This is a genomic window from Thioflexithrix psekupsensis, assembly GCF_002149925.1.
Classification (GTDB): domain Bacteria; phylum Pseudomonadota; class Gammaproteobacteria; order Beggiatoales; family Beggiatoaceae; genus Thioflexithrix; species Thioflexithrix psekupsensis.
Genome location: NZ_MSLT01000012.1, coordinates 870,409 through 895,805, shown reverse-complemented (window position 1 = coordinate 895,805; position 25,397 = coordinate 870,409). Strand labels below are relative to the sequence as shown.

Below are 25,397 nucleotides of genomic sequence, written 5' to 3'. Positions count from 1 at the left end.
AAAGTAGGTTTTACCATAAGCACAAAAATCATCTGTGATTAAAGTTGTTTTTTTCTAAAGAGTGTGGTATATCTACCATTAAATGTCGTATTAATGCTACACATCGAGGTGAGCGCAGTTGAATACCAACACGACAGCAATGAATACATGTCACCCAATGGTGCAACGCCGATTTTTTAGGAGTTTTTATCATGTTATGCCAAATCAGCGAGTCCGATCCCGACCCGACAGAGTACGAAAGTCAAGACACTGGACTCAGTGAACTCGCTCAGTTGACCGAAGCCAGCAGCGATATTGCACGCCAAGCGGGCGAGCGCATTCTTCAGTTATACAATACCCCGTTTGACATTTGGCACAAGCCCGATGGCTCGCCGGTGACTTCGGCTGATATTGCCGCACATCGTATTATTGTCGAAGCCCTTAGCGCATTGACTCCAGAACTGCCCATTTTATCAGAAGAATCCGCTCACGTTTCATATCTTGAGCGCGAACAATGGAGCCGTTATTGGTTGGTCGATCCCTTAGATGGCACGTTAGAATTTGTCCATCGCCGCGATCATTTTACGGTCAATATTGCCCTTATCGTAGATCAAAAACCCGTTTTAGGGGTGATTTACGCGCCTGTCAGCGGTGTTTTATACTACGCTTACAATCAAGGCGGCAGTTACAAACAGCTACCGGGGCATTTACCTCACGTCATTCAAACCCGCGCCATGCCAGAAAATCGGATTGTCGTCGCGGGCAGTTATTCGCGCTACAGTCCTAAAGTGCAATCTTTGGTGTCTTCTTTGGGCGAACAAACGCAATTGTTAAGCGTGGGCAGTTCGTTAAAATCGTGTTTAGTGGCTGAAGGGGCTGCGGATATTTATCCGTGTTTCGGTTTGACTTCGGAATGGGATACGGCAGCAGCACAATGTATTCTTGAGGAGGCAGGCGGACATTTAACCGATATGTCACTTAATCCCTTGCGTTATAATACCAAACGCTCATTATTAAATCCCAATTTCTTGGCTTTTGCCGATAATGATCATCCGTGGCAACGTCATTTATTAAAGACCGCATTAGCCGAAGCACAGCAATAATTATTGACTGGAATGCAAAATGAATTTTACAATAATTTGTTTTTCATTCCAATTTGTCGTTTTACTAATAAGGAATAACCCATAACAATAGGTGTTATTCCTTATTTTTATTTGCGCCATTTCAGTATTTAATAAGACAATAATAACTTTATTTTGGTACTAATAATTGACGCTCTGCCAATGAAATCGCATAACCATCGCCAATGATCAAGTGATCCAGCACGCGAATATTGAGCAATTGTAAGGCTTTTTGTAAAGTATGCGTCATGGCAATATCGGCACGACTCGGCTCTGCTACGCCAGAGGGATGATTGTGGGTGAGAATAATGGCAGCAGCATTTAATTCTAAAGCGCGTCGCGCCACCACCCGCGGATAAACATTGGCACTGTCTAGTGTCCCTTGAAATAATTCTTCAAAGCGAATCACTCGATTTTTATTATCTAAAAATAAGCAGCCAAATACTTCATCTAAACGGCCACCTAATTCGCTAATTAAATAGTTCTGAACATCTTGAGAATGTTCAATCACAGTACCACGCTGCATACAATGTTTTAAATATCGCCGACTTAATTCTAAACAGGCTTGTAATTGTACAAATTTTGCGGGGCCTAATCCTTTGGCTTCACAAAAACGAGTTTGTGAGGCACTTAATAAACTGCGTAAATCGCCAAATTCGTTTAATAAATCAGTGGCTAAATCTAATGCGCTTTTGCCTTTTGTTCCCGTGCGCAAAAAGATGGCCAATAATTCGGCATCGGTGAGTGCATTTGCTCCGCGAGTGAGTAACTTTTCTCTGGGTCGGTCATCTTCTGGCCAATCAGCAATGCTCATTATCTTTATCCTAACAATAAAATGCGGTTTTACGACTCATGATAGCACATATTCCTACAACATTAATTAGCGGTTTTTTAGGGGTTGGCAAAACCACGGCCATTACCCATTTATTAAATGAAGCCAGCCGTCGCAAAGAACGCTGGGCAGTGGTCGTCAATGAATTTGGCCGCGTCGGCATTGACGGGGCTGCGCTGCAAAATGGTGATGAAGGCGCATTGGTGCAGGAAATCCCTGGTGGCTGCTTGTGTTGTGCGGTGGGGATGCACTTTCAAACGGTGTTGCCGCGCTTTATTCGCCAAGCACGTCCTGATCGATTGTTAATTGAACCCACAGGCATTGGCCATTTAAAAGGTTTAGTCAAAACATTAAGCAATACTTGGTTAAGTCAAGCCCTCGATTTAAATGCTTCTATTACGCTGGTTGATCCGCGTCAATTTAGTTTAGAATTAGTGCATAAATCGCCTGTTTATTATGATCAGTTATTATCAGCAGATGTGATTGTGATTAATAAATGCGATGTGGCGGATCGGGCGCACATTAAACAGTTGCGTGATTTTTTAGAGACTTTACCCGAAAAACAGGCGATTATTGAAACCGAATATGGCCGCTTTCCATTAGATTATTTAGATTTGTCATTAAAAGCAGGTCGATTATCCCCTTCTGTTGTTCCGACGTTAAAACAAAACGGCTCGAATTCAAGCACAAAAACTGATACTTTATTAGGACATATTTCTTTTAGACCTGTTCCCGCGCCTTGTCCACAACGTTATGAAAGTCAAGGCGAAGGTCGATTTGCCTGTGGTTGGATTTTTCCTAAAGGCACGCGTTTTTCTAAGGCAGCATTAATGGCTTTATTTGATGCTTTAAATGCACGCGATATTGAAATTGAACGCGCCAAAGGCATTTTTCAATTAAATAATGATGAATGGCAATTGTTTAATTGTGTCGGGCAGGATGTGGAAATAAAAACGCTTAATGACAGTGAAAATAGCCGTATTGAATTTATTAGCAAAATCGGCCGACAACCCGATTGGTTGGCTTTAGAAATGGCTTTATTGGCCAGTCAATTGACTGCGGCTTGAGGGGATTGTCTGAATCAGAATTTACAGAATTTCAAAATTTCCAGAATTGAAGAAAAATTATTTTAAGAACGGATTAATTCTGAAAATCCTTGTGTCTGAAAATTCTGATTCAGACAAAATAATAAGAAAAAATGCAAATCACTGTCCGCCGCGCACTAAGCGAACGTGACGGCTAAAGGAGCGGAAGATTCTACATTCATGACCATCACCGAAGTCTATGTTCCACGCATTACGAGAATCGTCAGAAACGGGCGAACCAGACCAAACAACCGATGCAGGTGAGTCAGGAAACACTTCTTGCACCAAGGTCGGACGCTGATAGCTACCCTTACACCCTTCGCCATTATTTGGAAAATAAGCAGGTTTCCCGCTGCTACAGTAAATCAAGCTGAGCAGCAGCAATTCTCAATTTAAACCCTTACAACCAACAATGTTTTTATAACTGATTGAAAGTAAAGATGATGAACAAACTCGAAGCATTTTTCCAAAAAAATCAGCACTATTTTTTTGACTACCTGATTGGTCGAATAATAGAAATGTCTGAAAATTTGTCTGATAGTCGTAAGACTAAAACAGCGAACAACCTTAAATATAGCATGAGTGATGCTTTTTTGAGTGCTTTTTCTGTTTTTTTCACACAAAGCTCTTCTTTTCTCGATTATCAAACTCGAATGGAAAAAGCACACGGGAAAAATAACGCCCAAAGTATTTTTGGCATACATAAAATCCCCAGTATGAATCAAATTCGTAATTTACTGGATACTGTTCCTGAAACCGAAATTTATCCACTATTTTTTGAGCTTAATCAATTTCTCTATGATAATGGTTTTTTACAAAACTTCATGAGTAAAAACAATGGATTATTTATTGCTTTGGATGGCACTGATTTTTTCAGTTCTCAAAAGATTTCTTGTCCATGTTGTTTAAAAAAAGATTTGGTTAACGGTAAAGTTTTATATCGACATAGTGCATTAACTCCCGTTATCGTTGCACATGGACAGTCCCGCGTGATACCGCTGCCGCCTGAATTTATTCAGGCACAAGATGGCGCAGAAAAACAAGATTGCGAAATTAATGCGGCAAAACGTTGGTTGGACAACTGGGGTAAATATTACAGCTTGTGGCAAGCCACTTTGTTAGGGGATGATTTGTTTGCGCATCAGCCTTTTTTTGAAAAAGCCATTGCGCAAGGCTTTGATATTATTACTTCTTGCAAGCCAAACTCTCATCAAACAACTCATGAGTGGCTGTCTGAATTTGAGCAAATGAACAAAATACAGTCGCTACAAACCCATCATAAACACGGAAAACAACGAACAACCCGACATTATCGTTACATGAATCAAGTTCCTTTGCGTGATGGTAACGATGCGTTAATGGTTAATTGGTTCGAGTTGGTAGAAATTGATGGACAAGGGAAGCAAAAATACAAAAATAGCTGGATAACCACCCATAAAATAACAGAAAAAAACCTTGCAGAACTGACAGATGCAGCGAGAGCGCGTTGGAAAATAGAAAATGAAAACAACAATATTCTAAAGAATAACGGCTATCATTTTGAGCATAACTTTGGTCATGGTAAGCAACACTTATCTAACTTACTGGCTACGTTGATTTTATTGGCTTATTTAACGCATACGATGCTAGAATACTTGGATGAGACCTATGAAAAAGTACGTCTTTTGTGTCCATCAAGACGCACATTTTTTGAGCAGTTACGCACCCTGATGCAATATTTAGTATTCGATAGTTGGCAGCATTTGACCGATTTTATGCTTGAAGCCCTCTCTAGGCGTAATTCTTGAGTTGCTTGGTAGGGTTTAAATTGAGAATTGCTGGCTGAGCAGTTCCTCAATTGTCGCCACTCGCCAGTCGTTATATCCTGCAAAGTTGATCTTCAGTTTCTGCGCGTTATGCCAATTCATTTCCTGTGCTTCTCCCTGACAGCGTCCATCCTGCCATTCTTGTCCAATTAGGCAGCGCATCCACTGAAGATTGGTTTTGATGTCGGTTATAGTGCCGTCGCCGTTATCGCGATAGCGGTCTTTAATTAGGGTTGAGGATACCGCTTTATTATCCGCTTTGCTTTCTGGCGGCTTTATATTGGGTAATTCTAAAGCGGGTGCTGGTTTATTTTCTTGAACTGGCTTGGCGAGGTTTTCTTCTTTTTTAACCCCTTGAACAAATAACCAATCATTTCGTTGTAATTTCTTCTTAACATACCAATTCATTAACACATCAACTGCACTTAAAGCAGGTTGAATATAACCCAGTGTAATTGGCTCTTCCTCATGCTGATCATGACCTGCGTAATTACCCAAATTTTGGATAGTTTCTATTTGGGGATAAATATAAGCCAATGGCAATTGTTTATTCCTAAAAAAATCTAAGTAGCTCTTTAAAGTCATGAGCTTATCAGGCTGTTTACGCATTTCCTGCACATATAAACGCCGACAAATTGCCTCAGCGAATTTACGACAATCCATTGAACGATGCTCAGGTCTGGCATTATTATCAAAAACAGCTTGATAGCTTTTTTCCAAACGAGCGAAATCTTGAATTTGATCTTCAGTCATAATGAAAACACTCAACAAGGCAAATAAAACCTAACCAAATCGCTGTTGCAAATACTCAAAATCATGTTCAGCTTCGGCTTTTAATAAGCGTAAATGGGCTTCAATTTGTGCCTCACTGACATTAAAATGTTTTAATACCGCGCTGCATAACGCATAACCTGAAGTATCCACATCAATAACAATCTTCGCATTAATGCGTTTTAAATTTTCTAAATCTTCGGGATTGCACGTGTGAATAAAAATAGGAATATGTTCCTGCTTTTGTTTTAACCAATCGACAATACTTTTAGTACAAGACATACTATCAATCGCAATAACAATGGCTGAGGCTTTTTCAGCACCCGCAGAGGTTAAAATTTTTGGCTGTATTGGATCACCAAACGCCACATTAAAACCTTCGCTTAATCCCTTAGCAATGCGCTCCCGATCTCGATCTAATGCCGTATAAGCAATATTTTCTGTTTCTAACACCCGCGCCAAGATTTGTCCCACTCTACCAAATCCCGCAATAAAAACCCGTCCCCGACACACATTATCCTTTATAATGTTGCATTCTGTTTGCGCTAAACGACAAGATAAGCGGTGGCTGAACTGCACCAAAAATGGCGTTAAAATAAAACTAATGCCAATCGTTGCCATTAATAATTGTGCGGTTAAATTATCCAATAAACGATCTTGTACCGCGACTCCAAATAAAACTAAAGCAAATTCCCCCCCTTGCCCTAATAATATTGCCAAGCGCATAGAAAAACTAGGACTGCCACCGCTTAAACGAGCGACTAACCATAATGTACTGATTTTAAAGATAAATAACACCAAAACCATTGCCGCTATAGTAAACGCATATTCAGTAATAACGCTTAAATCAAGGGCTAATCCCACCGTAATAAAAAATAAGCCTAATAATAAATTACGGAACGGTTGAATTTCCGCTTGCACTTGATAACGAAATTCGGTTTCTGAAATCATTAAACCCGCTAAAAATGCCCCTAAAGGTAAAGAAAGCCCTGCAAATCCCGTTGCCGCTGCTGTACCTAAAACAATTAATAAAATAGCAGTGGTAAATAATTCCATACTGTTAAAATGATTAATCCAACTTAATACAGGTTTTAACAAATATTGCCCCACTAAGAAAACAATCACTAAAACGGCAATCGCTTTGATTAATGCTAAACCTAAAGAATGAATTAATGACACCGTGCTGTCACTTAAAACCATCACCAGAATTAATAAGAAAACAACCGCAATATCTTGAAAGATTAAAATATGCGTGGCTGAACGACCCACAGGGCTGGTGGTTTCTTCTTGTTCACTCAATAATTGCAACACAATGGCAGTAGAAGATAAAGCCAATCCACCCGCAATAATGAAAGAGGCTTCTAAAGATTGTCCCAAAGCCAAAGCCACAGCAAAAAACAATAAACCCGCACTGAGCATCTGCCCCAAACCATAGCCTAAAAATTGCCGTCGCCCTTCCCATAAACGCTCTAAGGACAAATGCAGCCCAATATCGAACATGAGAAACACCACGCCCAATTCCGCTAAGAAAATAATCAACTCCGATTCGTCCACAATTCCCAAAATATGCGGACCAATTAAAATACCCGCTAAAAAATAACCCAAAATCGAAGTCATTTTAAATAATTGCATCAGCAAAACCCCCAATAAACCTGCCGATAACAACACAATAACGGGGATCAATTCATGTGCAGCATCCATTTATTTTTCTTCCTGTTGCGCATCTAAATAAGATTTTAATAACGTCATGATTTTATCATCTTCAAATTGTTGTGCATAACGACAAATACGCTGCATCAATAAAGTTGCTTTCGGAGATTCAGCAATAATCGATTCCGCTTTATCAATAATGCCTGCAATATCTCCCATTAAAATTAATTGATGCAACATCGTCGCTTGTTGTGGCGTTAATAATTCTTTACTTTCTTCGCTATCCAATTCGCTCATGGCTACCGTTTCATCCAGCAAAGGAAGATGAATTAAATCATCTCGATGATCATAAATCCATTGCAAATTTAAATGCTTTTCTAAAGCATTCAGCAATATATCAAAACGCACAGGTTTAGCAATAAATTCATTACAACCCGCGGCAAAACTTTCTTGCTGATGATAATCAAATACACTGGCTGATGCGGCGATAATTGGGATATGTTTTAACGCGGGATGTTGACGCGCCCGCCGCGCCACTTCAAAGCCGTCTAAAACAGGCATCACTAAATCCGTGATAATTAAATCAGGCGTTTTCTCAATGGCTTTACGCAGCCCTTCCTCTCCATTTTCTGCTTCGTCTAAACTAAAACCGAGCGGAATTAATAAATTGTGCATGACGGAACGATTTTCCCAACGATCATCAATCATTAAAATATGTCGCCGCGTCCCTTCATAACCCGTAATAACAGGAATTTGGGTCATTTTACTAGGAATTAATTCTGACACTTCGGGAAGTTCTAAACAAAACCAAAATGTCGTGCCTTGATGCAAATGGCTTTCTACCTTTAATTCACCACCCATCATTTCCACCAAACGCTTGGTAATGGCTAAACCTAAACCCGTCCCTTGTGCGCGATAATTTTGATCACCCGCTTGCTCAAAAGCCTGAAATATCTTTTCTAAATCTTCATCAGCAATGCCAATGCCTGTATCTTCGATTTGAAAACGCAATTTTTTCTCAAAATAACCCACTTTAAAAGTAATGCCACCTTGTTCTGTAAATTTAACCGCATTACCCAATAGATTAATTAAAATCTGCCGTAATCGCTTTTCATCTCCGCGAATGCCTTGCGGTAATTGTGACAATTGCTCATAAATAAAAGCAATGCCTTTTTGTTCAGCACGAATTTTAAATAGCTCAACAATATCGTTTAAAAAATCACTAAAAATAATATCAGTCACGTATAATTCAATACGATTGGCTTCGATACGAGATAAATCTAAAATATCGTTAATCAAAGTCAATAAATAATCCCCGCTACGACGAATAATTTCCACGCCTTCTAATTGCTTTTTCGTCAATTGGGGATCGCGTAACAAAATTTGGGCATAGCCTAAAATTCCATTTAATGGCGTTCTTAATTCATGGCTCATATTGGCTAAGAAAACACTTTTAGCTTGATTGGCCACTTCGGCTTCGGCACGGGCTTGTTCGGCGCGGTTTTTCTCTTCGGCTAATTCATATTCAACTTGTTTTTGTGCCGTAATGTCGCGCACTAAAACCACTAAACCACTATATTCTTCTGCAATTTCTGGAATGGGTGTATTGAGTTCAATGGCTTGGAAAATAGGCGCGGCCACTGCATTGCCAATGCGCATATTAGACAAAGGAATAATTTCTACGGTGGTCACAATTTGCTCATTTTGTGCTTGTCGAATTAATTGTTGCAATTCAGGACTGCACACTTCAGAACAATGACCACCTAATACGGGCGGATAATTAGGAAAAAGTTTTTCAAATGCAGAGTTATAAAGCACAATATGATTATCAGTATCTGTCACCAATAATCCATCAGTCATAGTGTCCATAATAGAACGTTGATGAACTAGGGTATGATGCAATTTTTCTGTGGCGTTTTGAATGCGCTGTTCTAATAAATTAAACGACTCGCTTAAACGATTCGCCATATCATTAAATGCTTTACCTAATAAACCCAATTCATCATGCGCAGAAACCACAATGCGATGTTGCAATTCTCCCGCATGAATGCGATTAACACCTTCTAATAATTGTCGAGCAGGATGTAAAATGCTACGCAAAATCACAAAAGACAATAATAATGTTCCTATTAAACACAATAACGTCATCCACAATAAATCTTGAATCACTTTATGCGCGGTATCCACGTATTGATCCGCTTGCAAATGAATACCTAATGCAGCAATGGGTTCTCCCGATACATCTTTTAACGGGAAAAAACGACTGAGTAATTGTCCCTTTTCAAAATAGCCTGTTTGTTCTAATTGTCCTTGTAAAATTTGCGCGTAACGCTGCTCATTCAGTGGCGATAAAGAATGTGAACTAGAAATAGGACGGGCATCTTGATAAATCGCGCTGCTTACGCCTAATAATTCACTAATTTGTTGGGTTAATTCGACATTATTTTGCAACACGCTGCGCAATAATACCAAACCAATTAAACTGGTTTTTTCATTAAAGGCATCAATTTGTTCTTTTTTCACTATGGGCATTACTGCCGATAAACTCACAATAGGGCTGCCTGCAATCAGTTCTGGAAAAATTAATAATTTTCTCTCCAATAACGCACGTTGTAATAACGGATTATTCACATCCAAATTCGATAAATGGTAACTGAATAGCGGATAATTTTCTAAGCCAATTTGCGCCACAATATGACCTTCTATATCAAGAATCGTCACATGTTGCTCATCGAGTTGCAATAACGTCGCATGATAAATATGCTTATCTTTTAAAAGCCGCTCTAATAATTGTTCAATACCGAAAAAGTTTTTTTCGGCCAATGATTTTTGCAAGCTGGTATCATAAGCAATATGTTTGGCGTTATTACCAATGTGTTCTAATTGTTTTTGATAAATCAGCCAAGCCACATCCGCTTTCTCATCTAATATTTGGTAGGCTTGTTGTTCTAAAGTTTTATTAAAATAGTGAATGGCAAATCCACTGGTTAATAATACTGATAACAATACGATCAGATTAAACGATAAAGGCAGTTTATATTGTAGTTTCATAAATAATCCGTATGTGTCCTGCGGGATAATGCTTGGATTCTAACAGCCAATGAATTTGACGGCAAACTATAAATCAAAAGATAAATATAACAAATTTATGTCGGAGATAGAAAACGTCGCCCGCGATTGCTTTTAAATAGCCTTGAATCCGCTTTTAAACATCAAGAACCCGTCGATTTTGATAACTTGTCAATTGAACATATTTTGCCACAACACATTGAAAATCAAACTTGGTGGCAAACCCATTTAGGCGGAGAATGGGAAACGATTCACGAATTGTACAAGCATACGCTCGGTAATTTAACTTTAACAGGTTACAATTCACAATTGTCTAATCTCCCCTTTCCTGATAAAAAAGAAAAATTGCAAGAAAGCCATTTGGAGCTAAATAAATATTTTAAAAATATTTCTGTTTGGAATGCGGAAGAAATAGAAAAACGTGCAGAATATTTGGCAGAATTGGCTTTAAAAGTTTGGCCTTATTTTGGTGATCGTGATTCTTCTCATCAGAATGCCAATAATGTGACCGGTAAAAGTCCCCTTTCCATAAGCCTATCGGGCGATACCTTGTCTGTAAAAACGTGGGCAGAAGTGTTGGTATTTACTTTAAATAAAATCGCAGAATTAGAACCTGAACAATTTGTTCAATTGGCTGAAAATTATCCCCATTTCTTAGGAAAAGATTCGTCTCGTTTTAGAAGACCTGTTTTACTTAATAATGGCTATTATGCAGAAAAAAATATGCCGGGAAAAAGAATTTATACTTTCTGTATTCAAGCGGTTAAACAAGTCGGGCTTTCCTCAGAAGAATGGACGCTGACTTTCTAAAAATCCTCTTCACCTCAATAACTTCTACGTTGATTGTCTTTCAACAAAGACAAACTTATCCTTTCCATAACTAAAATTTATTTGTTAAAACAAGCACTAACATAAAATTTCGTGGCATTTTGATAAGGATATGGCATAATAATGCTATACTGCCACGAAGTTGTTTTGTCCCCAAACACAAGTGCAATCATCACAGCGGACGTGGTGTTGACAATATTAGATTATTCTTATTTACTGATGAATAGCGCGCTTCAAACAGAATGGGTCATGTTTCGCTCTCATGGCTAACACTCTGTTTTAAAATAATTAAACCTAACTCAACCATCAAAGCACAATCAACCCCGAAAAAAAGTTGCAAATCGGCTATTGATTGCCTACAGTGCCAGCCTTTTTCCCTTGTTGTTTTTGCTTCAATACCAACCGAGGAGAATTTTTATGCCATCGCGTAGAGAACTCGCTAACGCCATTCGCGCCCTCAGCATGGATGCCGTACAAAAAGCCAACTCCGGCCACCCCGGTGCCCCTATGGGTATGGCGGATATTGCTGAAGTGCTGTGGAACGATTTTTTACGGCATAATCCCAATGACCCCAAATGGGCAGATCGAGACCGTTTTGTGCTGTCTAATGGTCACGGCTCTATGTTAGTGTATTCATTACTACATTTAAGCGGTTACGACCTGAGCATTGATGATTTAAAACAATTTCGCCAACTCCATTCCAAAACTCCCGGCCATCCAGAATACGGTTACACTCCCGGTGTCGAAACCACCACCGGCCCCTTAGGACAAGGTATCACAAATGCGGTCGGCTTTGCCATTGCAGAAAAAACCTTAGCCGCACAATTTAATCGTCCCAATTATGAGATTGTGAATCATCACACTTATGTTTTTTTAGGTGATGGTTGCATGATGGAAGGAATTTCTCATGAAGCCTGCTCATTGGCTGGCACGTTAAAATTGGGTAAATTAATTGCGTTTTATGACGATAATGGCATCTCTATTGACGGAGAAGTTCACGATTGGTTTACCGATGATACGCCTAAGCGATTTGAAGCCTATGGTTGGCATGTGATTCCGAAAATTGACGGCCATGATCCCCAAGCGATTAAAGCCGCCATTGAAGCTGCTCAAGCCGTAACCGATAAACCCAGTTTATTGTGTTGTCAAACCATTATCGGTTGGGGATCGCCCAATAAACAAGGTAAAGAAGAATGCCACGGCGCACCTTTGGGCAATGATGAAATCGCTTTAACCCGTCAAGCCATCGGCTGGCCACACGAACCTTTTGTGATTCCTGAAGAGATTTATGCGCATTGGCGTGCTAATGATAAAGGCAAACAAGCCCAAGAAAGTTGGGAAGAAAAATTTGCCCAATATGCCAAAGCCCATCCCGAATTAGCCACTGAATTTACCCGTCGAATGCAAGGCGAATTGCCCGCAAATTGGGCGCAAGAATCGGCCGCATTTGTGGAAAAAGTCAACGCACAAGCCGCCACCATCGCCAGCCGTAAAGCCTCACAAAATGCCATTACCGGATTTGCACCCTTATTGCCCGAATTAATGGGCGGTTCTGCCGATTTGGCCGGGTCTAATTTAACCTTATGGCCGGGCGCAAAAGGTATTCAACGCGAAGCCAGTGGCAATTATATTCATTACGGTGTGCGCGAATTCGGTATGTCAGCCATTGCCAACGGAATCAGTTTACACGGTGGATTTATTCCTTATGTGGCGACTTTCCTCATGTTTTCCGAATATGCGCGTAATGCGTTAAGAATGGCCGCTTTGATGAAAGCGCGTAATATTTTCGTATTCACGCATGATTCTATTGGCTTGGGCGAAGACGGCCCCACACATCAACCTGTGGAACAAGTGGCCACTTTGCGTATGATTCCTCGTATGGCAGTATGGCGGCCGTGTGACGCGGTAGAATCGGCGATTTCATGGAAATGCGCCATTGAACGTCAAACTGCACCCAGTTGCTTGATTTTTTCACGGCAAAATCTGCCCCACCAAACCCGCAGCGCACAACAAATCGCTGACATTGAACGTGGCGGCTACATTTTGTTAGAACCCGAAAAAACCCCCGAAGCCATCATTATTGCGACGGGATCAGAAGTCGGTTTAGCCATGACCGCGGCACAGCAATTAAATGCGGCTGGGCGTGCGGTGCGCGTGGTTTCCATGCCTTGTGCGGAGATTTTTGACGCACAAGAAGCCAGCTATCGAGAAGCCGTGTTGCCCCCCTCCGTGCAAGCCCGCGTCGCTGTAGAAGCCGGTGTGACGGATTATTGGTTAAAATATGTGGGATTCAATGGTAAAGTGATCGGAGTCAACACGTTTGGCGAATCCGCGCCCGGCGGAGAGTTGATGAAATACTTTGGACTCACCTCTGAAGCCGTTGTCACCGCGGTACAATCTTTGCTCTAAAAACACTTTTTTGTTATTTTGAGAAAAGCGAATAGGATAAGTTTTTTACTCATTGAGAAAAAACAGTGTTTTTTTCAGCATTTCCCTGATTTCATAACCCGATAAGAACAGATAGGAGAATAACCCAATGGCAATTAAAGTTGCAATTAATGGATATGGACGCATCGGCCGTAATGTCATGCGTGCGCTGTATGAATCTAACCGTACGGATCAAATTCAAATCGTCGCGGTCAATGATTTAGGCGATGCCAAAACCAATGCGCATTTAACCCAATATGACACTGCACACGGTCGTTTTAATGGTTCTGTGTCTGTGGATGGGGATTCAATGGTGGTGAATGGCGACCGTGTTCGCGTTCTTTCTGAGCGCAATCCTGCCAATTTACCTTGGGGCGAAATGGGCGTGGATGTGGTTTATGAATGCACGGGCTTATTTACCAGTAAAGAAAAAGCCAGCGCACATTTAAAAGGCGGCGCAAAGAAAGTGATTATTTCCGCGCCCGGCGGTGCCGATGTGGACGCGACAATTGTTTACGGTGTAAATCACAATACGTTAAAACCCGAACACACGGTGATTTCTAACGCTTCTTGTACGACCAACTGTTTAGCCCCCTTGGTGCAGCCTTTACACCAAAAAATTGGCGTGGTGAGCGGTTTAATGACCACGATTCATGCGTATACCAACGATCAAGTGTTGACTGACGTGTATCACTCTGACTTACGTCGTGCGCGTTCTGCAACGCAATCCATGATCCCCACGAAAACGGGCGCGGCTGCGGCTGTTGGTTTAGTTTTGCCTGAATTAAACGGCAAATTAGACGGTTTTGCGATGCGTGTACCGACGATTAACGTGTCTGTGGTGGATTTAACCTTTGTTGCGGCGCGTGCCACCTCTAAAGAAGAAATCGACCAAATTCTTAAAGAAGCCTCTGAAGGCGCATTAAAAGGCATTTTAGCGTTTAATACTGCGCCGTTGGTGTCGGTTGATTTCAATCACACTTCCGTCTCTTCCACTTACGACTCCACACAAACCCGTGTGATTGGTGGAACATTGGTGAAAGTGTTATCTTGGTACGATAATGAGTGGGGATTTTCTAACCGAATGTTAGACACCACGGTGGCATTAATGAGCGCGTAATAAAAGCCCATTAAAATCCCAAAATTAACCCATGCGCACCGCGTTAGCGGTGCAATGTTGATAGGAGCGATAATGCCAATTATTAAAATGACGGATTTAGATTTAAATGGGAAGCGGGTGTTAATTCGTGAAGATTTAAATGTTCCCGTGAAAAATGGCAAAGTGACCAGTGATGCGCGAATTCGTGCCTCGCTGCCGACTATTGAACACGCCTTAAAAGCGGGCGCAAAAGTCATGGTGATGTCGCATTTGGGTCGTCCTGAAGAAGGCGTTTATAGCGAAGAATCTTCATTAAAACCCGTCGCCGAGTATTTAAGTGATTTATTAAAACAGCCGGTGCGTTTAGCCAAAGATTGGTTAAATGGGGTTGAGATTAATGATGGCGAATTGGTCATTTGTGAAAATGTGCGTTTTGAAGTGGGCGAGACGAAGAACAATGACGCATTAGCCCAAAAAATGGCAGCCTTATGTGATATTTATGTGATGGATGCGTTCGGCACGGCACACCGCGCCCAAGCCTCCACGCATGGCGTGGCTAAATACGCGCCTGTTGCTTGTGCTGGCCCCTTATTGGTTGCAGAATTGGACGCATTAGGCCGTGCTTTGGCACAACCTGCGCGGCCATTGGTGGCGATTGTGGGCGGTTCTAAAGTATCCAGCAAATTAACCGTATTAGAGTCTTTATCTAAAGTTGTCGATCAATTGATCGTCGGCGGTGGCATTGCCAATACGTTTATTGCGGCTGCGGGTTATCCTATCGGTAAGTCTTTGTATGAAAAAGATTTAATTGAAGAGGCGAAAAAATTAGTGGCCGCTGCTCGCGCCAATGGCGGTGATATTCCTCTGCCTATTGATGTGGTGACAGGCAAGGCTTTTTCTGAATCTACTCCCGCAGAATGTAAGTTAATTCAAGATGTTGCCGATGATGATATGATTTTTGACATCGGGTCTAAAACGGCTGAAATGTTCCGCGAGATTTTACAAAAAGCAGGCACGATTGTGTGGAATGGCCCTGTTGGCGTATTCGAGTTTGAGCAGTTCAGCGCAGGCACTCGTGTATTAGCAGAAACCATTGCCGCCAGTCCCGCTTTTTCCATTGCGGGTGGTGGTGATACATTAGCGGCCATTGATAAATACGGCATTGAAAAACAAGTGTCGTATGTGTCTACCGGCGGCGGGGCTTTCTTAGAATTCTTAGAAGGCAAAACATTACCCGCAGTCGCTATTTTAGAAGAACGGGCAAATTATCAAGAGTAATTTTGTCCGAAAAAAAGGGATAATTGACTTTTAACCCTAATCATTATCCCTTTGCTTTTTATATTCTTAATTATCCCCAATAATAATAATGAATGTCGCCTAAAATTCGACTTTTCTATTTTACCCAAAGGAATCGAGGCTATTTCATCTATGCACCGTCGTACCAAAATCATCGCCACTTTAGGCCCTGCCACTGATAATCCCTTGATATTAGGGAAAATTATCGAAGCGGGTGTTAATTTAGTGCGCTTAAACTTTTCTCATGGCACTGCGGATACGCACCGCGAACGGGTTAAAGCCTTACGCGAATCGCCCGCTTTAGAATGGCGACACATCGGTATTATTGCTGATTTACAGGGGCCAAAAATTCGCATTGAGCGATTTGCACAAGACAAAATTTTGTTGCAAGAAGGTCAACCGTTTATTCTTGACGCGGCTTGTCCCAGTGATGCGGGAAATACAGAACGTGTCGGTTTGGCGTACAAACAATTGCCTTATGATGTGAAAAAAGGCGATATTTTGTTATTAGACGACGGGCGCATTGTGTTGCAAGTGAAACGAGTCGCCGGGGTAGAAATCCATTGTGAAACCTTCGTTGGCGGCGTGTTATCGAATAATAAAGGCATTAATCGCCAAGGCGGTGGCTTATCGGCCGAAGCCTTGACGCATAAAGATCGACAAGATTTGTTGGTTGCCGCAGAATTACAAGTTGATTACGTCGCTATTTCCTTTCCCCGCGATGCCAATGATATGCAGCAAGCGCGGCAATTGTTAGAAGCGACCGGCAGCCGTGCGGGTTTAATCGCTAAAATTGAGCGGGCTGAAGCTCTGAAAAACTACGAAGAAATTATTAAAGCCTCCGATGCCATCATGGTCGCCCGCGGAGATTTAGGCGTAGAAATCGGAGATGCTGCTTTACCTGCCGCGCAAAAGTTGTTGATCAGCAAAGCCCGCGACTGCAATAAAGCGGTGATTACGGCCACGCAAATGATGGAATCGATGATCGACAATCCCATTCCCACTCGCGCTGAAGTCTCTGATGTGGCGAATGCGGTGTTTGATGGCACGGATGCAGTCATGTTGTCGGCTGAAACCGCAGCCGGGCGTTATCCCGATAAAGCAGTCAAAGCGATGGATCGCGTCTGTCGAGAAGCGGAAAAACAACCTTTGGCGCGTAAATCCGATTATCGCGTGGATGCCACTTTCGGACGAGTCGATGAATCGATTGCGATGGCTTCGATGTATGTGGCTAATCACTTGAATATTCAAGCGATTGCGTCGTTGACGGAGTCGGGATCAACGGTGTTATGGATGTCGCGGATTAATTCCATGATTCCCATTTTCGCCTTTTCGCGCCATGCTGAAACCTGTCGCAAAGTGACTTTATATCGCGGTGTGCATCCTGTTTTATTTGATTTGAATTGTTTAGATACCATTGAATTAAATTGTCAAGTCACGGACAAATTAAAACAATTCGGTATTGTCAGCGATCATGATTTGGTTTTAATTACCAAAGGCGATTTAAAAGGCATTAGCGGCGGCACAAATGTGATGAAAATTATCGGCGTTGGACAACAACAATTGTTCCCTATTGCATGATGGTTTAATTTTTCTGAATCAGAATTGGTTTTTTCTAAAAATTCTGATTCAGATAAAATCGTTTTATGAATGACTGAATCACTTATAACAATAATATTCCGAGCCAAATACCACTTTTAATAAAGAACTTAATTTAAGGGAGTTGAACTTATGCTTATTTCTTTACGCCAGTTGTTAGACCATGCCGCCGAACACGGTTATGGAATGCCTGCGTTCAATGTGAATAATTTAGAGCAGATTCAAGCGATTATGCAAGCCGCGGTGGCGGTGGATAGTCCTGTGATTTTGCAGGCTTCTGCGGGCGCACGGTCTTACGCGGGCGAGCCATTTTTGCGGCATTTGGTGATTGCGGCTGCCGAAATGTATCCTGATATTCCAATTGTTTTACACCAAGATCACGGCGGTGAACCAGCGGTGTGTTTACGTTCGATTCAGAGCGGTTTTACTTCTGTGATGATGGACGGTTCTTTGATGGCCGATATGAAAACGCCAGCGACGTATGAGTATAACGTCAATGTCACTCGTCAAGTGGTGGATATGGCGCACTCAGGCGGGGTATCGGTGGAAGGTGAGTTGGGTTGTTTGGGATCGCTGGAAACAGGGACGGCGGGCGAAGAAGACGGCAGCGGTGCCGAAGGCCATTTGAGCCACGATCAGTTATTAACCGATCCTGAGGAAGCCGCTGATTTTGTGAAAAAAACAGGCGTTGATGCTTTAGCGATTGCCATTGGCACGAGTCATGGCGCGTATAAATTCACTCGTCCACCCACTGGCGATATTTTGGCCATCGGTCGTATTAAAGAGATTCACGCCCGCTTGCCTAACACGCATTTGGTCATGCACGGTTCTTCTTCTGTGCCACAAGATTGGTTGGAAATCATCAACAATTACGGCGGCGACATGGGACAAACTTACGGCGTGCCAGTGAATGAAATCGTCGAAGGCATTAAGCATGGCGTGCGTAAAGTGAATATTGACACGGATTTGCGTATGGCTTCAACGGGTGCGGTGCGTAAATTCTTACACGAGAATCGCAAAGAATTCGATCCACGTAAATTCTTAAAAGCCTCAACGAAGGCGATGAAAGAAATCTGTCAAGCGCGTTTTGAAGCCTTCGGCTGCGCAGGAATGGCAGGTAAAATCAAACCCTTATCATTAGATACCATGGCCACCCGCTATCAACGCGGAGAGTTAAACGCACAAGTGCGTTAATTCGTTTTTATTTTTAGGCTATACTATGGCAAAAACGCAGGTAATCGGTTTGGTTATTTGCGTTTTTGTCTTGTATTAAGTAAATTTTAGGGGGTTAAATCATGAATTTTAATAAACGCTTGAGAGTAGCAAAAGAAAAGTTTGAGGCGGGATTAACTGCGTTAAACTCTGCCCATTATCAAGAAGCGGTTGATTGTTTTTTAGAATCGGCAAAGCTATACAAAGGAATAAGAGAACAAAAACAAAATTATGCTGTGTCTTTAGTCAATGCAGCAAATGCTTATTATAGGCTGGGGAAATATGAAGAAGCAAAATTACGCTTAGATGCGGCTATTCCAATTCAAAAGAAAATACTTGGCGTAGATCATCCTGATTTGGCTGCAAGTTTTGATATTTTAGCCAGTGTTTATCAAGAACAAGATGACCATACTGCTAAAGCCGAAGTATTTTATAAAAAATCCTTAGCCATTCGGAAAAAACATTTTGGAGATCGACATCCTGATGTGGCTACAAGTCTTAATAGTTTAGCTAATGTTTATAAAGAACAAGACAATCATACTAAAGCCAAAGAGTTTTATGAAGAAGCTTTAGATATTCGGAAACAATGTCTCGGAGATCAACATCCTGATGTGGCTATAAGCCTTAATAATTTAGCCAATATTTATCAGGAACAGAATGATTATAGTAAAGCCATTCTTTTTTATAAAGAATCTTTGGCTATTTTTGAAAAAAACTTTGGCTCACAACATCCTAATGTGGCTGCAGTTCTTAATAATTTAGCTACTCTTTATGAAAAACAAGGTGACACCCCTGAAGCAAAAGAACTTCAAGCAAAAGCCCTAGCTATCCGTGAGGGAAAACTCGGAGTTTCCCATCGAGAGACCAAACAAAGTTTAAACAATCTTGCCAATATAATCATCCAAAATCCAAATACCGCAAAAGACATTACTGAAATAGCTGTTTTGCACAATGTTGTTTTGCAATTTTTCATGCAACAACTTGAAAAAACGCTTTTTTATTTCACCCTTCGCACTCCGCGTAATGATGAGCAAGGGCGATTGTCTAAAGGTTATTGGTTTTTAGGGGAAGAAGAATTTTTATATTTTTCTTTCTGGAAAGGCATTGATAGCACCAATCAAATGCCAACAATTGCTCTTGTTCTTAATATTGAACAACAATTAACCATTGTTTTTAATGGAGAAGATTCACCTGAAAAAGCTCAATTTTTGCAAGATTTAACCCAATTATTTGATGGTTTTATCCAAATTGATGGGGAAAAACGTTGGGAAAAAACTTATTCTCAACCTTGGGAGAATGCACTAGAGCATTTTTTAATTGAGAAAACACAAATTGATGACTATTTAACCCTTAAAGGCGGGAAAATTGAAGATTTTGGCTTTATTCCAGAAGCTGAATTTTTGCAATCTTTAAGATTTATTCGTTTACTGAGCGATAAACTAAAAAGTGGTGAAATAAAACAATTAACTGAAATTGGTAAACCTTTAAAACTGCATTCTTTGCAATTAGAAAATATTGGACGTTTTGAAAATCTCAATATTGATTTAAGCCGACAAATTACAATTTTAATTGGAGAAAATGGCAGCGGTAAATCCAGCATTTTAAAAGCCATTGCGCTGGCTTTATCTGGAAAAGCCAAAAATTTAGATGTTGAATTAATTCAACATTATTTACGTATTGAAGGAACAGACGAAGATGGAGTAAAAATTTTTTGTGAAAAAGGCTCTATTCGTTTAGACCTACAAATTAATGCCGCACAAAGTCAAATTATTGAACTTAACGATACAGAATTAAGTGGTGTCAAGATAAAAGTTTTTGTCGATAATGATGATGAATGGTTATTAGCCACTGATAATCGTTTTATTGATTTAGTGCTGGGTTTTCCACAAGGTAAAAAACGGGACTCAAAAGCCATTGGCAATATTGTTGAACCTAATTTAAATGATGTGCTTAATTTAATAGAAGATCGTGACATCAGCAAATGGAAAGCCGATTTAGTCGAATGGATAGTTGCACTTTATCGTGAACCTGATGCGGGAATTCGTGAGAAAAACTTGGTACAAATTCAGTGGGTATTTGATATTTTTTCAAAAATCATTTCTGACACCGAATCAAATGCGATTCGCTTAAAAACTGCTGTTCATGACCCCGCCACGGGTGAAAAAGACGTTATCATCTGCACGCCAGACATGCCCGAAGGTATTTCTTTAGATTTATTAAGTCAAGGCTATACCAACATTTTTATCTGGGTTGGTCGTCTCGTCATGCGCCTATATGCCGCTTTATCTGCCCATCAAACCGCGCAAAAAGCCGAAAAACACCCCTTTTTGCGTCACCCAAATGCACGCGGCAAACGCTATGAAGCAAATACTATTCAAGACTTACATGGAATTATATTGATTGATGAAATTGATACTTATTTGCACCCAATGCGACAACGAAGCATTTTACGGGTGCTGGTAGAAACATTCCCTTGTTTACAATTTATTGTCACTAGCCATTCTCCCATGGTTCTGGGTTATTTAAGACAATGGAAACAAACTTCTGTTTACAAGATTAAAGATAATGTGGCTATTCCTGTGAAACATTTTTATGGACGTAATGAAATTGATCTGTTTTTTGAGTTCTATGGCATAGAAGCACGCCCCCCAGAAATCCAAAGAAAAATTGATGATCTTTATGATTTTTTTGATCAAGAACAATTAGAACCCGCAAAAGAACTTCTAAATGAACTGCAAGAAATTTTAGGAGATGATGATCCTATTGTTAATGAGCTGAGTGCCTCTATCCATTTGATGGAGAAGATGAAATGATACGTGTTCGTAAAAAACCATGCCCTGCGTTGGAAAATTTTAAAGAACAAGAAAAGCAGCAAGGTATTAAACCTGTATATAAGAAGGGTTTAGCCCGTAAAGAAGAGTATAAAGAGCATTTTCGTAAAGTGCGTGAGCAACTTCTCGAAGAACAGGGTTATGTTTGCTGTTATTGTCAACAAAGAATCAGCCTTCCTAAAGATGAAAAAGGAAACTCTCTCCTGCCTGAAATGAGTGTAGAACATTTTAAGCCCAAATCGAAAGAGGAATATAAACATCTTCAATTAGATTATGATAATCTTTTTGCTGCTTGTGAGGGATACACCCATGGACAAAGTCATTGTAATAATCGCAAAGGTGGAGAGGAGCTAAAAGATATTCCTAATTTAGCGACTAAAAAATTTGACGGTTTTAGAATTCGTTATATTAACTATACAATTAGAAAAAGTGGAGACCGAAAAGAATCGGATCTTAAATGTATAAAAGTTGCTCGTTTACGGAAAGAAAATGAAGAAAATGACGATCCCCTGACAGGCAAAAAAGAAGGTTGTTTAAATCTTAATCATCAAACTTTAGCGAATCGCCGTTATGAAGCATGGATAAAAGCTACAAAGCTTTTTTATGAGGGATGTGGAGAAAATTGGCACACTGATAAAGGTAAGAAGTTAGCTCAAGAAATTATTGACGACTACAGTAAACCTAACGAAAAAGGGGAATTAAAAGAATTTTACCAAGTTATTATAGATTTGATTAAAAAAGAGTTTAAAATTTAATGCGGTGCGTAAATTCTTAAAAGCCTCAACGAAGGCGATGAAAGAAATCTGTCAAGCGCGTTTTGAAGCCTTCGGCTGCGCGGGAATGGCAGGTAAAATCAAACCCTTATCATTAGATACCATGGCCACCCGCTATCAACGCGGAGAGTTAAACGCACAAGTGCGTTAATTCGGTTTTATTTTTAGACTATGGCAAAAACGTGGGTAATCGATTGATTATTCGCGTTTTTGTTTTTTTCGCGCTTTCACGAGAACAGTTGAGGCGTGGTGAAGGTGTTGAATTAGGGTTTTAAAACAAAACGGTTTTCTTTATAATGCGCCACCGTTTTTACCTTTAACTTTAAAAAAGGGGGTTTTGATGTCAGAACCAATCACCTTGCCAGAGGGTTATCAACCCAGCGAAGAAGAAACTTACATGAATGACTACCAGTTGGAATTTTTCCGTCGTCGCTTGTTGGCATGGAAGAATGAATTACAACAAGAAGAAAATCATGCTTCGGAACTTCTTCAAGAAAACGATTGGCGACAAGCCGATGATGTGGATCGTGCCAGTTTGGAGTCCGACACCACCTTAGAACTTCGTACCACTGAGCGTTATCACAAATTGATTAAAAAAATCGATGAAGCCCTAGAGCGTATCCAAGATGGTTCTTTTGGCTACTGTGATGAAACAGGAGAAGAAATTGGTTTAAAACGCCTATTGGCGCGTCCAATTGCCACGTTATCGATTGAGGCAAAAGAGCGACAAGAACGTCTGGAAAAACAACATCGTAAATCGTAATCTATCGCCGTAGACGATGATTTTTTTAAGAGAAAACAAAACACACGACAAAGGACGCAATGTTAAAAATACATTGCGTCCTTTCATTTTAACGACTAACGACACAAAGAAAATGCGTTATTTTTTGTCGTCTTTGACTTCTTCAAATTCTGCATCAACGACATTTTCTTTTTTCGTTGAGGCTTTTTTCGCGGCATCGGTGAAGCCTGCGTCAGTGGGATTTTCTCCCGTTTGTTGGCTGTAGGCTTGTTGTGCCAATTTGCCAAATAATTCTTCTAAGGCTTTGGTGCGCGATTCGATCTCGTCTTTATCGTCACCTTTTAACACCGATTTCAAGCTATCAATAGCCGCTTCCACAGCCGTCCGATCATTGGTGCTGACTTTATCGCCCAATTCGCCCAGTGATTTAGTCGCAGCATGAATCAAATTATCGGCTTGATTGCGAGCAGCGGCTAAGGCTTGGAATTTCTTATCTTCTTCCGCGTGGGCTTCGGCATCGCGCACCATGCGTTCAATTTCCGCTTCACTTAAACCGCTAGACGCACGGATTTCAATCGATTGTTCTTTGCCAGTTGCCTTGTCTTTGGCGGACACGTGCAAAATACCATTAGCATCAATATCAAAAGTCACTTCGATTTGTGGAACGCCACGCGGTGCGGGAGGAATTCCTGCTAAATCAAAGCGTTCTAATGATTTATTCGCCGATGCCATTTCACGTTCACCTTGTAAAACATGAACTGTCACCGCGGTCTGTTGATCTTCGGCCGTAGAGAATACTTGAGAAGCGCGAGTGGGAATTGTTGTATTCTTTGGGATCAGTTTGGTCATGACTCCGCCCAAAGTTTCAATACCCAAAGACAGCGGCGTGACATCCAGCAATAATACATCTTTGACATCTCCCGCTAATACGCCCCCTTGAATCGCGGCACCAATCGCCACCGCTTCATCAGGATTCACATCTTTACGCGGTTCTTTGCCGAATAATTTTTTCACCGCGTCTTGCACCATAGGCATCCGCGTTTGTCCACCGACTAAAATCACTTCGTCAATTTCACTGGCCGACAAGCCTGCATCTTTCAATGCAGTGCGACAAGGGCCTAAGGTACGTTCCACTAAATCTTCTACCAAACCTTCTAATTTTGCCCGTGTCAATTTAATGTTCATGTGTTTTGCGCCGTTGGCATCGGCGGTAATGTAGGGCAAATTGATTTCGGTTTGAGTGCTAGAAGAAAGCTCAATTTTGGCTTTTTCTGCGGCTTCTTTTAAACGTTGTAAAGCCAGCGCATCTTGTTTTAAATCAATGCCTGAATCTTTCTTAAATTCAGCCACTAAAAAATCGATAATGCGCATGTCGAAATCTTCGCCACCTAAGAAGGTATCGCCATTGGTCGATAACACTTCAAATTGATGATCGCCTTCAACTTCAGCAATTTCGATAATAGAAATATCAAAAGTCCCGCCGCCTAAGTCGTAAACGGCAATTTTGGCATCACCGCGTTTTTTGTCCAGACCATAAGCCAATGCCGCCGCAGTGGGTTCGTTAATGATCCGTTTAACGTCCAATCCCGCAATACGTCCAGCATCTTTAGTGGCTTGACGTTGGGAGTCATTGAAGTACGCAGGAACGGTGATCACTGCTTCAGTGACTGGCTCGCCTAAGTAATCTTCGGCGGTTTTTTTCATTTTCATCAATACCCGCGCTGATACTTCGGGCGGTGCCATTTTTTTGCCTTTCACTTCAACCCACGCATCACCGTTGTCCGCGCCCACAATTTTGTATGGCACCATATTGATGTCACGTTGTACAACATCATCTTTGAATTTGCGTCCAATCAAACGTTTTACGGCAAATAGGGTATTGTGGGGATTCGTCACGGCTTGGCGTTTGGCTGATTGTCCGACCAAAACTTCGTCATCATTGGTAAAGGCGACCGTAGAAGGCGTGGTACGCGCCCCTTCGCTGTTTTCAATGACACGGCAATTCTTACCTTCCATAATGGCTACGCAAGAATTTGTCGTGCCTAAGTCGATACCTATAATTTTACCCATTTTAGTTTTCTCCTAAAAAATGATCAGTTTTCGTTTCAATTCGCTTTCTTGAAAATATTGGCTAAAGCAGATGATTAGTCATTCAATTTCAGGTTGCGCGTTGATATAAGGGCTTATGTGGTTATTTCAAGAAACCAAAATAAATTTCGTTCTTTACAAACAAAAGCAGTTTAAAGCTGATTAAATGAACGGTTTATCGTGAAGAGAT

Annotated in this window: 17 protein-coding genes and 1 pseudogene; 13 read left to right on the top strand and 5 right to left on the bottom strand. The window is 41.0% G+C overall.

The window, feature by feature from the left end; translation table 11 throughout:
* Positions 1-191 precede the first annotated feature (191 nt).
* Positions 192-1,082: a 3'(2'),5'-bisphosphate nucleotidase CysQ gene (gene cysQ, locus TPSD3_RS08945; protein WP_086488200.1), complete on the top strand. Its 891-nt coding sequence runs from the start codon at positions 192-194 to the stop codon at positions 1,080-1,082.
* Between the two features lie 148 nt (positions 1,083-1,230).
* Here the strand turns inward: cysQ and radC are convergent, their stop codons facing one another.
* Entirely contained in the window at positions 1,231-1,914 is a 684-nt protein-coding gene (radC, locus tag TPSD3_RS08940) for a RadC family protein (protein ID WP_086488199.1), read from the bottom strand.
* Positions 1,915-1,952: 38 nt separating this feature from the next.
* Here radC and TPSD3_RS08935 point away from each other — a divergent pair, with 38 nt between their 5' ends.
* Positions 1,953-2,999, top strand: a complete 1,047-nt coding sequence (locus tag TPSD3_RS08935) for a CobW family GTP-binding protein (protein WP_086488198.1) — start codon at positions 1,953-1,955, stop codon at positions 2,997-2,999.
* Positions 3,000-3,595: 596 nt separating this feature from the next.
* On the top strand, positions 3,596-4,804 hold the full coding sequence (locus tag TPSD3_RS08925; protein WP_217884406.1) for an ISNCY family transposase: 1,209 nt from the start codon (positions 3,596-3,598) through the stop codon (positions 4,802-4,804).
* Between the two features lie 15 nt (positions 4,805-4,819).
* Here TPSD3_RS08925 and TPSD3_RS08920 read toward each other — a convergent pair whose 3' ends face one another.
* The 3 genes from TPSD3_RS08920 to TPSD3_RS08910 are packed head-to-tail and all read right to left on the bottom strand — an operon-like array spanning position 4,820 to position 10,294.
* Positions 4,820-5,575 (bottom strand): Lcl C-terminal domain-containing protein, encoded by a 756-nt coding sequence (locus tag TPSD3_RS08920; protein ID WP_217884408.1) that lies wholly within the window; start codon positions 5,573-5,575, stop codon positions 4,820-4,822.
* Between the two features lie 30 nt (positions 5,576-5,605).
* Positions 5,606-7,294 (bottom strand): cation:proton antiporter domain-containing protein, encoded by a 1,689-nt coding sequence (locus TPSD3_RS08915; protein ID WP_086488195.1) that lies wholly within the window; start codon positions 7,292-7,294, stop codon positions 5,606-5,608.
* The gene (locus TPSD3_RS08910; RefSeq protein ID WP_086488194.1) at positions 7,295-10,294 is read right to left on the bottom strand and encodes an ATP-binding protein; all 3,000 of its coding nucleotides are present in this window, start codon (positions 10,292-10,294) and stop codon (positions 7,295-7,297) included. It abuts the gene before it with no gap.
* A gap of 93 nt (positions 10,295-10,387) precedes the next feature.
* On the opposite strand from TPSD3_RS08910, the gene TPSD3_RS08905 reads away from it, so the two are divergent.
* From TPSD3_RS08905 to dksA, 10 genes and pseudogenes are all read left to right on the top strand, one after another.
* Positions 10,388-11,122, top strand: a complete 735-nt coding sequence (locus tag TPSD3_RS08905; RefSeq protein ID WP_086488193.1) for an HNH endonuclease family protein — start codon at positions 10,388-10,390, stop codon at positions 11,120-11,122.
* 435 nt (positions 11,123-11,557) lie between these two features.
* Positions 11,558-13,549, top strand: coding sequence for a transketolase (tkt, locus tag TPSD3_RS08900; protein ID WP_086488192.1), 1,992 nt, complete (start codon positions 11,558-11,560; stop codon positions 13,547-13,549).
* Between the two features lie 127 nt (positions 13,550-13,676).
* A complete protein-coding gene (gene gap, locus TPSD3_RS08895) occupies positions 13,677-14,687 on the top strand; it encodes a type I glyceraldehyde-3-phosphate dehydrogenase (protein ID WP_086488191.1) in 1,011 nt (336 codons plus the stop codon).
* 72 nt (positions 14,688-14,759) lie between these two features.
* Positions 14,760-15,944, top strand: a complete 1,185-nt coding sequence (locus tag TPSD3_RS08890; protein ID WP_086488190.1) for a phosphoglycerate kinase — start codon at positions 14,760-14,762, stop codon at positions 15,942-15,944.
* A gap of 150 nt (positions 15,945-16,094) precedes the next feature.
* Positions 16,095-17,543 (top strand): pyruvate kinase, encoded by a 1,449-nt coding sequence (gene pyk, locus TPSD3_RS08885; protein ID WP_086488189.1) that lies wholly within the window; start codon positions 16,095-16,097, stop codon positions 17,541-17,543.
* A gap of 150 nt (positions 17,544-17,693) precedes the next feature.
* Positions 17,694-18,755 (top strand): class II fructose-bisphosphate aldolase, encoded by a 1,062-nt coding sequence (fba, locus tag TPSD3_RS08880; RefSeq protein WP_086488188.1) that lies wholly within the window; start codon positions 17,694-17,696, stop codon positions 18,753-18,755.
* Between the two features lie 101 nt (positions 18,756-18,856).
* Complete coding sequence (locus TPSD3_RS08875) at positions 18,857-21,586, top strand: tetratricopeptide repeat protein (RefSeq protein WP_086488187.1); 2,730 nt, start codon at positions 18,857-18,859, stop codon at positions 21,584-21,586.
* Positions 21,583-22,359, top strand: coding sequence for an HNH endonuclease family protein (locus TPSD3_RS08870; RefSeq protein WP_086488186.1), 777 nt, complete (start codon positions 21,583-21,585; stop codon positions 22,357-22,359). Before TPSD3_RS08875 ends, TPSD3_RS08870 begins: the two co-directional genes overlap by 4 nt.
* Positions 22,360-22,393: 34 nt before the next feature.
* Positions 22,394-22,528 (top strand): annotated as a pseudogene (locus TPSD3_RS18135) (fructose-1,6-bisphosphate aldolase); the annotation flags it as partial.
* A 189-nt stretch (positions 22,529-22,717) separates the two neighbouring features.
* The gene (dksA, locus tag TPSD3_RS08865) at positions 22,718-23,140 is read left to right on the top strand and encodes an RNA polymerase-binding protein DksA (protein ID WP_086488185.1); all 423 of its coding nucleotides are present in this window, start codon (positions 22,718-22,720) and stop codon (positions 23,138-23,140) included.
* 117 nt (positions 23,141-23,257) lie between these two features.
* Here the strand turns inward: dksA and dnaK are convergent, their stop codons facing one another.
* Positions 23,258-25,189, bottom strand: coding sequence for a molecular chaperone DnaK (gene dnaK / locus TPSD3_RS08860; RefSeq protein WP_086488184.1), 1,932 nt, complete (start codon positions 25,187-25,189; stop codon positions 23,258-23,260).
* Positions 25,190-25,397 lie beyond the last annotated feature (208 nt).